We start from the raw sequence: 13,274 nt of genomic DNA on the forward strand, positions 1-13,274 counted from the left end.
GGTTTTTTACAAACAACTGATTATTAATTATTTACAATATTTATAATAACCTAAAAACGACTTGCGAAACTTAAATTATTTATATCTTTCATAAATCGTTTCTATAATGAGAGTTTTACAATAAACAGTAGGAACCTCCTTTAACTAAACATACATCCTGTAATTAAAATTATACACCCTGTTAGATAAAGGATTCTACCCCATTTTATGAATAAGGATTTGAACTTATCTATTACTTGAATACGTTCATCATTCATAACAAAACCATTGTATTTTACATGGAAACTCATCATAAACTTAATGAGGAAACTTACAAGAGCTTCCATTATAATGATTATTAAATTTGTCATAATAATAACAAGTATAGAATTGTAGAAATCATGGCAAACATCCATCATTTCCGTACTATACTTTGCGACTAGAACTAAACTAAGCATATACATTATGCATGCACCTAAAAGGCATGCAAGATAATAGAATAGTAATTTCTTGCCATGATATTTCTTGTACATTACTATCGATAAGATATAAAATACAAGGACTAAAATGATGAACAAAATAATTCTCATATTTTTTATCCTATTTTATTTTGTTAGAGATTTTTAAAATCTCTAAATGATCAAGAAATTTTTTAGTTTCTTCAAATGTATATTTTTCCTTTTCTAACTCTATTTCCTCTTTCATTATTTTAAATATCTTTGCCTAAGTTCTTCAATAGTTACTTTTTTCCCTCTTGTTGTATAGCTTCATTAATCATTGCAAAATAAGTTTTCTTACTCATTTTATTTTTCTTGTTCACTTTTTACCCAAACCTCAAAATTCAAAATTCAAAACTCAAAACTCTCTACTTTTCTCTAAAGAAAATATCCAAAGGTACCCCTTCGAAGTTAAACTTCTCTCTGAGCTTGTTCTCCACAAAGCGGCGGTAAGGATCCTTGATATATTGGGGAAGGTTCGCAAAAAAGACAAACTGAGGCAGGTCAGTAGGCAATTGCATACAATACTTGATCTTGATATATTTTCCTTTGGTAGCCGGTGGAGGAGTAGCCTCGATGATAGGGAGCATATACTCATTTAGTACCGAGGTTTTGATACGCTGGCTACGATTGTTATACACCTCTACTGCTTTTTCTATCGCTTTGTAGATACGTTGCTTGGTTAGGGCAGAGATAAAGATGATAGGCACATCGGTGAAGGGGGCGATGATCTTGCGAATCCCTTCCTCAAAATGCTTGGTGGTATGGGTATCTTTCTCTACCAAGTCCCATTTATTGACCAGGATAACCACTCCTTTTTTGTTGCGCTGTGCCAGCCAAAAGATATTGGCATCTTGTCCCTCGAAGCCACGAGTAGCATCCACCAAGAGTAGGCATACATCGGAGTGTTCTATGGCGCGTACTGAGCGCATCACCGAGTAGAACTCCAAGTCTTCTTTGACTTTTGCTTTGCGGCGTATCCCTGCGGTATCCACCAAGTTGAACTCAAAGCCAAAGCGATTGTAGCGCGTATCAATAGCATCACGGGTGGTGCCAGCTATATCAGTAACGATATAGCGATCCTCCCCTATAAGAGCATTGATAAAGGACGATTTTCCCGCATTGGGGCGTCCCACTACGGCAAAGCGGGGTAGGGGCTCTTCCTCCACTTTTTCCTCCTCAGGGAGTACTTTGACTACGGCATCCAAGAGCTCGCCTGTACCACTACCATTGACACTGGAGATAGGGAAGATCTCCTCAAATCCTAAGGCATAGAACTCATTGGCATCAATAGCGCGCTTGGTATTATCTACCTTGTTCACTGCCAGGAAAGTAGGTTTTTTGCTACGGCGTAGCAGCTGGGCAATCTCCTCATCGGTACCCATGATACCACTCTCCACATCTGTTAGGAAGATAATGGCATCGGCTTCTTCTATGGCGAGGTTTACTTGCTTGTCTATTTCTTTTTGGAATATGTCATCGCCTCCGGCTACATATCCCCCAGTGTCTATCACGGAGAAATCACGTCCGTTCCAGTCGGTCTTTCCATAATGGCGGTCACGGGTCACCCCACTGATGCTATCTACAATAGCCTCACGGCGCTGTACAAGACGGTTGAAAAAAGTGGATTTGCCTACATTTGGGCGTCCTACAATGGCTACAATGGCACTCATTAGTTATATTTTTTGCAAAGGTAGTCAAAAAAATAAACATAGCAATAAAGTCATGAAAAATTCTCTTCTTTTTCAGGATTTTTTCATATATTTGTCGCGCTATAGCATAGTGTTTTTTAAGGTTTATTATTATGAAAAAGTACTTTCTCTTTCTCTTCTTCTCTTATATAGGTTTTGCTCAGAGTGATAGCCTTGTTATTACTCCGCCAAGGAGGTATCCACCTTCCTGTGATTGTTTTCAGGGAATGATTAACCTGACCCCAAGGCTGGCTTATACCTATGCCGATGCTAAGAGTTCATACTTTGCGGGGCTGATGCTCCACAATGATTGTATCGCTTGCGGCGGGGGCTTCTATGCAGGAGTTCATTTTGCGAGCAGAGATTCTCATAAAGTAGTCCCTGAAGTGGGGGCTGAGTTCTATCACCTGTTGCTGGGCTATGGGGTCTCTCTTTCCACTGAGGCAATTACTCCACGTGTAGGACTGTCTCTCTTTAATTTGTTACGGGTAGATGCTGGCTATGCCATTCCTTGGGCGAAAGCACCTCTTTTTAAGGGATTTACCCTTTCTATAATTACTGATATTCGATTGCTTAGTTATCCATTACCTTTATGAAAACAAAAATACTTTTATTACTGGCTTTCTTTTCTTTAGGAGGCTTTATTATACAGGCTCAAAATAACCAGCTTGAAGGTTTCTACCAAGGGCGTAAGTGGGGGCTTTTCTTGCTCTCTGATAAGAAGTTCTTACTATGGAATCCCTTGGCTGGGGTAAAGGGAGACTACCAAGTACAAAAAGATGGGATGATATGGTTGCAACCTCAGAAAGAACCGCTTTTTCTGGTCTATGCGCGCAATGATAAGGACTTATCCAAGGATAAAATACGGGTGGAGCTGGTGAATTTTCAGCTGGGAAAGAACTATATTCACTTGGAGAGGGGAAGATATTACTCTGTTTCCAACGAAGAGAATGATTTGGTACATATTTTTGATAGAAAAGAGGTAGGGAAATCTATTACTTTTATAGGGGAAAGTCTCTTTGAAGAATACAATAAGAAGTTTTTAGGTATAAAAAATGCTTATGAAGTAGGTATGAATCCAGCTTATAATGATTATATCGTTTTCTGTCATAGTTATTCTCTATATCAAGGGGAAAGTATAGCTGCTTTTACCAATAAAGATGGAATGGAGATACTTCTTTTAATGAACGAAGAAGAAACCTTAGAAAAGAATAAAGAAGCACTTGTAAAAATACGCTCTAATATAGAAAAAACACCATTAAAAGAAATAAAAAACTATATTTATATCAGAAAAAAAGATGAAAATGAAAAAGAAATGTTGAAGACGGTACAATCTCAATTAGGGATAGAGGATTCCAATACTATATTTAGAGAAAAATATGAAAGAGAGGGTACCTCTCCCTATGAATATATGGGGGAAATTACTTATGATAAGGAAAAAAATATATATAAAGAGGCAGAACAAGATCGGACATATCACAAATATGATCTTATAGATACAAAAAAATCAGAAATAGATATGAAAAAACTAAAAATAAAAATCTCACCATTGTTTCCTGAATAATAACTAAAATGCTTATGAAAACAAAAATACTTTTATTACTGGCTTTCTTTTTCGTAGCGAACAGCTCTTCAGCTCAGGACAGAAAGCTAATAGAGAGCTATAAGCAACCCGAATCGGGTATTATGCTTTTTCCGAATAAGACTTTTGCCGCTTGGACTTATATGACGGTTATTCGTGGCTATTACCAAAAGAGACCCGATGGGGTCTACTTATTAAAGCCTCAGAGAGAACCCTTGTTCTTGGTATATGGGTATCATAATGATTCCATTGGGAAGGATAAGGTGCGTATTCGTTTTGCCAATTTTGAAGAGGGGAAGAACTATATTCAGTATGAGAATGGAAAAACTTATAGTGTGTTCAATGATAACCCTAACTGTTTTTCTTACAAATATATACATACCTTTGACAGAAAGGAGGTAGGCAATACGCTTACCCTTATACATCATATAGGATACTATGATGAAAAAGCGTCTTATTTCTTTGAGGGAGAGGGAATTAAGAATACATTACAATTTTCTTTGGGAGCGTATAATGATTTCTTGATTTCCTATGAGGAACTTAACCATCTGAAAGCAGATATAGTGTTCGTGCCTATGGAGATAGAAGGGGAGAAAGGGGCTTTTTTCCATAGAGGAAAATGGCCAGAGGAAGAGCTAAAAATGGTTAAGGAAAGATTGAAGAAGGTACCTAAAGAGGATCTTAAAAGGTTTTTCGTCCCTAAAGAAAATCCTAAAGATATTAGTCAGGTGTCTATCTCTTTCCTTTATGCAGAGAATATAGAGCCTCCTACTGCACTTGTTTTCCTAAAGAAAGATGGTACAGTGATAGGGGAGATTCAAGCCTCAGCACCTTTTGAAGATGATGAAACCAGGCTATACTTACAGGTCAATACACAGGGAAGTATCACAGACCCGAAGCAGCTCAAGGTAGAACCTAAAACTATCTTTGTCTCCGAGTGTGAATGACCTTCCCAAAGAAAAAAATAAAGGCTAATTAGCTAATATTTAGAGAAATTGTAATTGCAAATAGTTGAAAGATAAAATTTTAAAACTAATATCATGAAAACAAAAATACTTTTATTACTGGTTTTCTTTTCTTTAGGAAGCCTTGTATATGCCCAAGAAAAAGATATTTCAGGCAATTACAGAGGGCGTGGAGGAGGTATTATGCTCTTGCCTAACAGATTATTTGTCCTTTGGGGCTATATGACAGCTGTACCAGGGAGTTATGAGGTTCAGAAGGACGGTATCATCCGCTTCAAGCCAAAGAAGGAACCGCTATTTGTCGTGTATGGGCAGCGAAATGACTCTATTGGGAAAGATAAAGTCCGTATTCGCTTCGCCAATTTTGAAGATGGGGAGAATTTTATCCGCTTTGAGAATGGAAAAACCTATTCAGTTTTCAATGACAACCCCAATTGCCTTTCTTCTCGCTATATACATACCTTTTCAAGAAAAGAGATGGGTAATTCCTTTTCTTTGATTACGGATATACAAGACTTTAGTTTTGCTCCCTTTTTGGGAGAGCTGAAAAATACTTATCAAATTGATCTACAGAATAATAATGACTTTCTTATCTCTTATCAGAAACCTTCAGTATATCAGATAGATGGAGTAGGTGCCTTGGTAACCAAGGAAGGACATGAGTGTTTGCTTTTCCTAAATTGGGGAGATGTGGAGGGAAGTACACAGTATATACGAGAACTCAAAGAAAAGATTGATAAAATCCCTATAGAGGATCTCAAAAAAATTATATTTGCTAAGGAGAAGACGGAGGATAAGGAGCTTAACGACTTTCTCAGTATCTCCAATTTGGAAGAACCTAAGGCGTTTTTTATGAATATAAAAGAGGGTACTGTAGATCCTGAGCCTGTTAATTGGGAGTTCTTAGTGTATGATAAGGATAAAAATATCTACAAGGATACCCTGAATGATATTGGGTATTATAGGTTTGACTTTGTACAACCCAAATGTTATCAGACAGACCTTAAAAAGCTCAAGGTAGAGCCTAAAACCATTTTTGTATCTGAATGTGAAAAACCTTCTAAAAGAAGGATATATCAATAATTATCACTTATGGATGAAATAGTTTTCAATAGAATCATTGTCTTACTGTTTTTGGCGGTTTCAGTAGGAATTACTTATCTGATTATTAGAAAAAGCAACCGTAAGGCTCAGGATAAAAATAAAGCAAAAGCGGGTTGTTTTACCGCCTTCTTTATCTGGGTGCCTATCTCCCTATTGGTGGGGCTTACCCCGTTTATACTGCTTTTAGGGGCAGGCACTGTGAAGGAACTCTATCAGCTGGCTTCCGATAGTGACTTTAAGCCCTATACCGCTCAGGTGGTAAGGTATGAGAACACCTATATGAGCGAGACAAAAGATTCAAATAAACGCACAAGATATGTAGAAATGGGTACCCCCGTGGTTACTTTTACCATAGAATCAGGGCGGGAATTAGAACGAGCATTGCCTTTTGCTGCTGAGGTAAATGGAGAATCCTCTTATAACATTCGCTATAAGGCTTCCACAGATGAGATCATCGTAACAGATGTCTTTATTGTTGTGAAAACCATTGGGGTGATTATATTTCTCGTCATTGCAGTTTTCGCTTATTGGGGAATTTACGGCTATCTTACGGACAAGCCTATGAAGAATTATGGTAATTATTTGGCCAAAGGGTTGCTCTATGGGGTGTTTCTCACTATGACTATGGGGCTATGTGCGGGACTTATCTATGGGGCACTTACCAAGGATCTGCCCCTATGGATACAAGCGATTTGTATATTTTTTGCTTTATCACTCGTGATTGTGATTGTTAGAATTTTCCTCACTATGTTCCGCTCCAAAGTCAGAGATCCGCTCAAGCAAAGGCGTAAGACTACCTATCGCAAAGGGTATTAACAAAGGGAATCATCCTACAACAAACTGAAAATCGAACATTAAAGCCTCGTCAATCTTAAGAAACTTAGTTTTTATAACTCATTGAGAATTTATGACTTACTTTCACATACCCAGCTGTAGGTATTCGCTGGCTATCCCCTCATCGAGGGGGGTAGGGTTAGGTTTTGGAAATTAGTAGGGGTTAGATTTTGAAAATCAGTAACTTATATAAATTTCAAAACTTGAGTTAAAAACTTGAAATAAATATGACATAAACCAAAATAATTTCTTACATTTGCAGCGAGAAACAGAGGGGGTGGTTTCCTTTGGTGAAATTTTTCCTCTTGATATAGAAGCAATTGTATAAAAAAATTATAGAATGAGAGATTTAACAAAAATGACTAACATTGAGGACTTACGCGTGGTGTGTAAGCGCAATGTACCTAAAATGTTTTATGAGTATGTGGATACAGGGTCTTGGACACAATCCACCTACCGTGAGAATGTATCAGACTTCAATCCTATCAAGTTCAAACAGAGGATTTTGGTAGATATGGACAACCGTACCCTTGAGACTACACTCTTAGGACAAAAGGTGAAGTTCCCTGCTATGACCGCTCCTGTGGGCTTTATGGGAATGATGTGGGCTGATGGGGAAATCCATATGGCCAAAGCGGCTCAGAAGTTTGGGATTCCTTTCACCCTTTCTACTATGTCCATCTGTTCTATTGAGGACTTGGTAGAGGCTGGTGTGGAACCTTTCTGGTTTCAGCTCTATGTGATGCGTGACCGTGAGTTCATGAAGGATCTCATCCGTCGTGCCAAAGAAGCTAAGTGTTCTGCCCTTATGGTTACAGTGGATTTGCAAGTACTTGGAAACCGTCACCGTGATATCAAGAATGGTCTTTCTACCCCTCCGAAATTTACCATTCCTAATATACTCAATCTTTCTACTAAAATTCCTTGGGGATTGCGCTATGTATTTGGTAACCGTCGCTGGACATTCCGCAACATCGCCGGCCATGCCAAGAATGTATCCGACCTTTCTTCTCTCTCTTCTTGGACTAAAGAACAGTTTGACCCAAGCCTTAGCTGGAAGGATATAGCTGAGATTAAGGAACTCTGGGGAGGCCCTATTATCCTCAAGGGGATTATGACCCCAGAAGATGCACAAGAAGCTGTCAAATACGGTGCCGATGCTATCATCGTTTCTAACCATGGTGGCCGTCAGATGGACGATACTATTTCTTCTATCAAAGCCTTACCAGATATTGTAAGCGCTGTAGGTAGCCAGACAGAGGTATGGATAGACTCTGGTTTCTATACAGGACAGAATATGCTTAAGGCATGGGCTTTGGGTGCTAAAGGAATCATGCTCGGCCGTGCTCCAGTATACGGATTGGGTGCTTATGGAGAAGAGGGGGTAACTCGTGCCCTACAAATCCTCTATGATGAAATGGATACCACTATGGCTTTCTCTGGTCATCGCAATATCCAAGATGTAGATAAGAGCATCCTTGTAGAAGGTACCTACCCACTACCTACCAGAAAATAATTATCATAATGTATAAAAGGATAGCCCCAAACCGAGCGGTTTGGGGCTATTTATTTCTTAATGGTTTTTTATTTGCTCTTTCCCAAGAGGCGTCTTGCTGCGTCAGAAGCAGCAATAAGTCCACCGGCCGACATGATAATGTCTTTCAGTACCAAGCGTCCTGCTCCTGATAGGTAAGGGAAGCCATGGTTAGGGGTAGGCATATCACCACCTAAGTTAGGTACATATACCTCTGGGGTAGTGATAAGGAACGAAAGGGTAACGATGGACATACCAAAAGTAAGCAATCCACCGATAAGCCCGATTTTAGGAGACCATATACCTAAAAGAGTAAGCAAACCAATTAGGCAAATTACGGTACCTAAGCCATAGGAGAAGATATAGGTGTTGTTCTGCTTGTGCCATTCTATATTGGCAGCCACCATTTTCCCCTCTGGGTTCTTGTGCAATTTGTATTCTGCTACTTCTTTGCCTTTGTTAGCCTCTCCTGTAACACCGTTCTCATCGATAGCGGTTTTACCTGAGTTAGCATAGAAGAAGCTCATAAAAGGGCTATTGGTAACAAAGGGAACAATCCCGTCGGCTTCGTACTGACATACTTTTAAGCCTCCAATCCACGCCATTACGATAAAGATCGCAATGCGAATAAAGTTGATAAACTGTGACTGTAATCCAGCCAATTTTTCTAATAATGTTTGCATGACTATATTATTTTCAGGGTGCAAAAATACAATGTATTTTCCATATAAGAATGGACTTTTTTACCACAAGCATAGATTATTTTGCCACGATCGAAATTCCTACATTTTCTCGAAATTGCTTAGGGGAAACCCCGACCTCCTTCTTGAAGTAGCGGCTGAAGTAGAAAGCATCCTCAAAGCAGAGTTCAAAGGCGATTTCCTTGACCGACTTATGGGTGAGGTGTAGCAGTTTTTTGGCCTCCAGAACCAAGCGCTCCCTTAGCAGTGCCGATGGGGTCTTCCCATAATACTGCTTGATACGCTTGGAGAAAGCACTCACCGAAAGGTGATACACCGCTGCATAGAAGCTGATATCCTTTTCCTTGAGGAAATTGGCTTCCAGAAGCTCTTGGAAATTGGCCACGGGGTTTTGCAGTGGGTTCTCTTCTTTTAAGTGGCTCAAAAAATGCTGTTTCTCTCGGCTTCCAATGGCCAAGATTAGTTGCAAATAGCTCTTAAGTACTGCAATTTGGTAAGGATTGGAGTCTGAAGCAATGGCTTGCATCTTTTTCAAGAGACTCTCCAATTCTCCAAAAACCGCCTGAGAGACCTCAAAGTGGGGTTGTTGGTATATGTTGTTGAATAATAAGCCGTTACAAGCCACCTCTTTTTTGTGGTACTCTATACAATAGAAATCTCCATGGAAGGCAATAAAGTCCATTTTTGCTGCCCTCTCCTTCCATTGGAAATACTGGTAAGGGGAGAGAAACAGTAGGGAATAGCCTTGGGAATGGTATTCGTTGAAGTCGACACTAAAGTGGCTATCTCCCTGTAAGAGAAAGATATAGTATAGGGTAGTATGTTCTCCTTGAGCAAAATCCCCAGGGGCAGCACTGTTGATATGAATATTCTGGTAAGTCATAAAATAATCGGCTATCAGGGTACAAAATTAAGAAAAAATGAGTATATTTGTCGCAAAGTAGAAGATGTTTTTATGAAATATGTTTTATATGGGATATTAGTACTGACTATAATGCAGCATAGTACGGCACAATATCGTAAGATACAGCTTACAGATGCCAAGCCAGTGGAACACCTCAAGTTAGAAAGTCGATCGGCACGTTGTAAATATAACGAAGGGTTTATCTATAACAAGGATTATATGATTTACCAGGCTTGCGATGCAGCAGTTACTTTCCGTCCCGATAGGGAGACCTTCCAAATAAAATATAGGGGTTATGGTTTCGCAGTGGATAAAAAAGGGGTCTATTATCAGGGGCAATTCGTAAAAGTAGATACCACAGGACTTAGGGTATTGGCAAGTCGAGAGGTTAAGGAGATAAAGGGGTATGTAAATGGTATTGCTGCCTATTATTGGCGTACCAATGGGGGCGTATTCTTTGGAACAAAACGGCTTTCTGTTCCTGATCCTCAGACCTTTGAAGCGCTTACGTATTGTTATTTTAGGGACAAGAATCACGTATATTATTATGATCAAATCATAAAAGGAGTAGACCCTAATCTCGTCAATGAAAAACTCAGTAGAGACGAACTCCTCAATGAGGGTAAAAATGTCTATTATAAGGGAAAACGCCTCTATTATAAGGGAGAGGTGGTAGAGCAAATGACCTCTAAGATCTTCAAAACTTCTAAATATGTATTGGGTTATGATGGTAAGGAAGATAAGCAAACCCATTCCATATTGGTAGAATTGCATTCGGAACCGTTCGATATCCCAACCCTTAGAACACTCTCAGACTCTTATCTGATAGACAAGAATCATCTGTATTATATTCCTTCTTTTTATTCTGTACCAGATAGAGGATTCAGAATGCCTGTTTCCAAGGAAGAGTTCTCCTCAATAAGAGCGTTTACCGAATTTGTTGTGGTGGGTTCTACCGTTTATCATGAGAGAGAGCCTAAAGAAAGATATGATGCAGCTACTTTTAGGGTCATTCCAGGGCATTATTACTATCAGTATGATAAGAATGGAATCTATAATTGGCGTAAAAAACTACCTTTTCGCTATACAAAGCGTCCTGAGTATGGGAAAAATCTTTTCTATATAGATGAAAAAAATCTCTTTATTTATGAAGATCAGGCTTACTATCGTGACAGTGGTGATAGTATATACATAAAGGATCTCTCCTCCCAACAGATAGAAATACTCAAACAAGGAAAGACCTCGCTTAAGGATTTGTTACCTCCTCATAAGGAACCTCCTCAAAAAAAGGAAAAGTATGACTATAATCTTTATAAAGTGGACGGGCATATTTATATAGGAGAGGAGCTACAAAAAGACATAGATGCAGCTACCTTTGAGTACTTAACGGGTTATTTTTATAAGGATAAAAATCACATATACTACTATGACAGATGGAGTGAGAAAGAAGCACATTTTCTGATGGTAGAGGGGTATGATGTAGCTACACTCAAGGGAGATTCCAATGGGTTTATGATGGATAAGGATTATTACTATTATGGCACTACAAGGCTTTTTAAAAATAAAAATGTAGAGGTTTTAGCATGCTATACAGGCTACCGTATGGGATGTAGTCAGGATCGCACCCCTACTACCGACTATTATCTTTTTAAGAATGACCAGGGGTATTGGCTCGCCGAGTTAGGTGACGAAAATGTAATCCGCTTTTTGGGTACAGAACTAAAAATGAGTGAATTAAAAAATGACTAATAATAACTCAAAACTCAGAACTCAAAACTCAAAACTCTTATGAACCGTCTTTTACTTTGTACGCTATTACTTGTCTCTTGTGCTAAATCTCCTATGGTTAGGTATCAGACACCTATAATGGGTGCTTTTGATCCCATAATCGTAACCGATGCAGATACAACACCTCGACAACTTCACCCTGGGAAGTGTAAGTATGTGCCTGAGACTTATATAATCAATAAGGAATATATAGCCTATCAGGATTGTGATACGATTAGAAGACTTGTAACGGCTGATTTGGCTTCTTTTAAGAGAAAAGGGGGCTTTGCTATAGATAAAAATGGAGTGTATTACAAGGGAAACCTTATCTGTACTGATGCCATAGGCTTTAAGATCTTAACATACAAGGATAACCATGGTTATCTTTGGCGTACAGATAAGAAAATCTTTTTTGCCAAAAAAGAACTCTCTTTGGCTGACCCCGCCACTTTTGAACCCATAGGAGAAGCTTGGGGTAGATATTTCAAGGACAAAAACAACCTCTATTACTATGACCAAAAGGTAGAAGGTGCTGATATATCTTCTTTGAATGTGGAAAGAAGGTTTTTCGAAGATTTTATTTATGATAAAAATCATATATACTACCAAGGAAAACCACTCATGTACCAAGGAGAAAGTGTAGAACAACTCTCAGGTCTCTTATTTAAAACGACCAAGGAGGTACTACAAGCTGATTTTTCAGGTGAAGAGGAAGTCATTTTCACCCCTATTACAGGAGATTTTGATATTCCAACACTCAGAGAACTTTCTTTTAATTTTATGATAGATAAGCACCATCTTTATTTAGTAGAAGAATCGTCCTATTGTCAGATGCCTACCACCAAGCTTGACCTGTCTAAGGTAAAGGCTTATGAGCGTTATATATACGATGGCAGGTATCTGTATAGGGGGGAGCAAAAAGTCAGGGAATATGATCCTGCTACTTTCGGAATCTTTCAGTGCTCCTATGATCTCTATCAGTATGATAAGTATGGTATCTATGCCTGGGAGAAGAAGTTACCTTTCAAGATAAAAAGAACGCCCGTATATGGCAAGAATCTCTTTAGTGTAGGAGATTATATTATCTATGAAAATCAACTATATATAACTAAAGAATATTCACTATGGCATGATCCATATGTAAAAGGACTTACACAAGAACAAGTTCAGCTACTCAAACAAGGCAAACATGTACATAGGTCACATCAGGGGAAGGTACTTTTTGTACAAGAGTCCTATGATAGCAAGTATTACAAAGCGGATAACCAATTGTATTATATGGAAAAGCCTGTACAAGGAGTGGATATGGCTACTTTTGATCCTTACTTTGCCCCTAATTTTTATCGGGATAAGAACCATGTTTATCTATGCCAAGATGGGGTTCATGTAGTAAAAGGTTATGATAACTCAACACTACAACCCGTTTTTGGGGATTTTCTTATGGATAAGGATTATCTCTATTATAAGACACAAAGGTTGTTCAAAAGCAAAGAGGTATCGCTTTTGGCTATTTACCAAGGAGCTGCCTACGAGCACAAGCTGCCTGATTTTTATTTGTTTAAGAATGCAGAAGGATATTGGTCTGTATGTCCTGAAAAAATGACTGAATATGAGTTTGATGACAAAGGAGATTTCTATTACTATACACAATATTTTGTAAATGTGGAGTTCTTAGGTACAGAATTTAAAGAAATACGCCAAAGTAAAGATTAACAA

The 13,274-nt window shown here is 38.6% G+C and carries 11 protein-coding genes; 8 read left to right on the plus strand and 3 right to left on the minus strand.

The features are described from left to right. Window positions 1-844 precede the first annotated feature (844 nt). On the minus strand, window positions 845-2,149 hold the full coding sequence (gene der, locus CGC50_RS11615; protein WP_095910938.1) for a ribosome biogenesis GTPase Der: 1,305 nt from the start codon (window positions 2,147-2,149) through the stop codon (window positions 845-847). A gap of 131 nt (window positions 2,150-2,280) precedes the next feature. On the opposite strand from der, the gene CGC50_RS11620 reads away from it, so the two are divergent. The 6 genes from CGC50_RS11620 to CGC50_RS11645 all read left to right on the plus strand — a co-directional run bounded on the left by CGC50_RS11620 (window position 2,281) and on the right by CGC50_RS11645 (window position 8,168). Beyond that, window positions 2,281-2,763: a hypothetical protein gene (locus CGC50_RS11620; RefSeq protein WP_095910939.1), complete on the plus strand. Its 483-nt coding sequence runs from the start codon at window positions 2,281-2,283 to the stop codon at window positions 2,761-2,763. Continuing rightward, window positions 2,760-3,731 carry a hypothetical protein gene (locus CGC50_RS11625; RefSeq protein WP_095910940.1) on the plus strand — a complete coding sequence of 324 codons (972 nt, stop codon included), beginning with the start codon at window positions 2,760-2,762 and terminating at the stop codon, window positions 3,729-3,731. Before CGC50_RS11620 ends, CGC50_RS11625 begins: the two co-directional genes overlap by 4 nt. A 14-nt stretch (window positions 3,732-3,745) precedes the next feature. Further along, the gene (locus tag CGC50_RS11630; protein ID WP_095911365.1) at window positions 3,746-4,696 is read left to right on the plus strand and encodes a hypothetical protein; all 951 of its coding nucleotides are present in this window, start codon (window positions 3,746-3,748) and stop codon (window positions 4,694-4,696) included. A gap of 93 nt (window positions 4,697-4,789) precedes the next feature. Further along, window positions 4,790-5,797, plus strand: a complete 1,008-nt coding sequence (locus CGC50_RS11635) for a hypothetical protein (RefSeq protein WP_002669586.1) — start codon at window positions 4,790-4,792, stop codon at window positions 5,795-5,797. Between the two features lie 9 nt (window positions 5,798-5,806). Continuing rightward, complete coding sequence (locus CGC50_RS11640) at window positions 5,807-6,634, plus strand: hypothetical protein (RefSeq protein WP_002669580.1); 828 nt, start codon at window positions 5,807-5,809, stop codon at window positions 6,632-6,634. Window positions 6,635-6,992: 358 nt separating this feature from the next. Continuing rightward, window positions 6,993-8,168 carry an alpha-hydroxy acid oxidase gene (locus CGC50_RS11645; protein ID WP_002669402.1) on the plus strand — a complete coding sequence of 392 codons (1,176 nt, stop codon included), beginning with the start codon at window positions 6,993-6,995 and terminating at the stop codon, window positions 8,166-8,168. Window positions 8,169-8,236: 68 nt separating this feature from the next. Here CGC50_RS11645 and CGC50_RS11650 read toward each other — a convergent pair whose 3' ends face one another. Then, the gene (locus CGC50_RS11650) at window positions 8,237-8,869 is read right to left on the minus strand and encodes a DUF417 family protein (protein ID WP_002669485.1); all 633 of its coding nucleotides are present in this window, start codon (window positions 8,867-8,869) and stop codon (window positions 8,237-8,239) included. A 76-nt stretch (window positions 8,870-8,945) separates the two neighbouring features. Next, window positions 8,946-9,770, minus strand: coding sequence for a helix-turn-helix domain-containing protein (locus CGC50_RS11655; protein ID WP_002669455.1), 825 nt, complete (start codon window positions 9,768-9,770; stop codon window positions 8,946-8,948). A gap of 72 nt (window positions 9,771-9,842) precedes the next feature. Here CGC50_RS11655 and CGC50_RS11660 point away from each other — a divergent pair, with 72 nt between their 5' ends. Both CGC50_RS11660 and CGC50_RS11665 read left to right on the plus strand, forming a co-directional pair. Then, on the plus strand, window positions 9,843-11,540 hold the full coding sequence (locus CGC50_RS11660) for a DKNYY domain-containing protein (RefSeq protein WP_232781126.1): 1,698 nt from the start codon (window positions 9,843-9,845) through the stop codon (window positions 11,538-11,540). Between the two features lie 39 nt (window positions 11,541-11,579). Then, window positions 11,580-13,271 carry a DKNYY domain-containing protein gene (locus tag CGC50_RS11665; RefSeq protein WP_095910941.1) on the plus strand — a complete coding sequence of 564 codons (1,692 nt, stop codon included), beginning with the start codon at window positions 11,580-11,582 and terminating at the stop codon, window positions 13,269-13,271. Window positions 13,272-13,274 lie beyond the last annotated feature (3 nt).

The sequence above is a fragment of the Capnocytophaga gingivalis genome (assembly GCF_002302415.1).
In the GTDB taxonomy this organism is placed as follows: domain Bacteria; phylum Bacteroidota; class Bacteroidia; order Flavobacteriales; family Flavobacteriaceae; genus Capnocytophaga; species Capnocytophaga gingivalis.

Bases quoted from the DNA above. Each gene is read 5' to 3' on its own strand.
- der (WP_095910938.1), bottom strand. From the start codon at position 2,149: ATGAGTGCCATTGTAGCCATTGTAGGACGCCCAAATGTAGGCAAATCC.
- CGC50_RS11620 (WP_095910939.1), top strand. From the start codon at position 2,281: ATGAAAAAGTACTTTCTCTTTCTCTTCTTCTCTTATATAGGTTTTGCT.
- CGC50_RS11625 (WP_095910940.1), top strand. From the start codon at position 2,760: ATGAAAACAAAAATACTTTTATTACTGGCTTTCTTTTCTTTAGGAGGC.
- CGC50_RS11630 (WP_095911365.1), top strand. From the start codon at position 3,746: ATGAAAACAAAAATACTTTTATTACTGGCTTTCTTTTTCGTAGCGAAC.
- CGC50_RS11635 (WP_002669586.1), top strand. From the start codon at position 4,790: ATGAAAACAAAAATACTTTTATTACTGGTTTTCTTTTCTTTAGGAAGC.
- CGC50_RS11640 (WP_002669580.1), top strand. From the start codon at position 5,807: ATGGATGAAATAGTTTTCAATAGAATCATTGTCTTACTGTTTTTGGCG.
- CGC50_RS11645 (WP_002669402.1), top strand. From the start codon at position 6,993: ATGAGAGATTTAACAAAAATGACTAACATTGAGGACTTACGCGTGGTG.
- CGC50_RS11650 (WP_002669485.1), bottom strand. From the start codon at position 8,869: ATGCAAACATTATTAGAAAAATTGGCTGGATTACAGTCACAGTTTATC.
- CGC50_RS11655 (WP_002669455.1), bottom strand. From the start codon at position 9,770: ATGACTTACCAGAATATTCATATCAACAGTGCTGCCCCTGGGGATTTT.
- CGC50_RS11660 (WP_232781126.1), top strand. From the start codon at position 9,843: ATGAAATATGTTTTATATGGGATATTAGTACTGACTATAATGCAGCAT.
- CGC50_RS11665 (WP_095910941.1), top strand. From the start codon at position 11,580: ATGAACCGTCTTTTACTTTGTACGCTATTACTTGTCTCTTGTGCTAAA.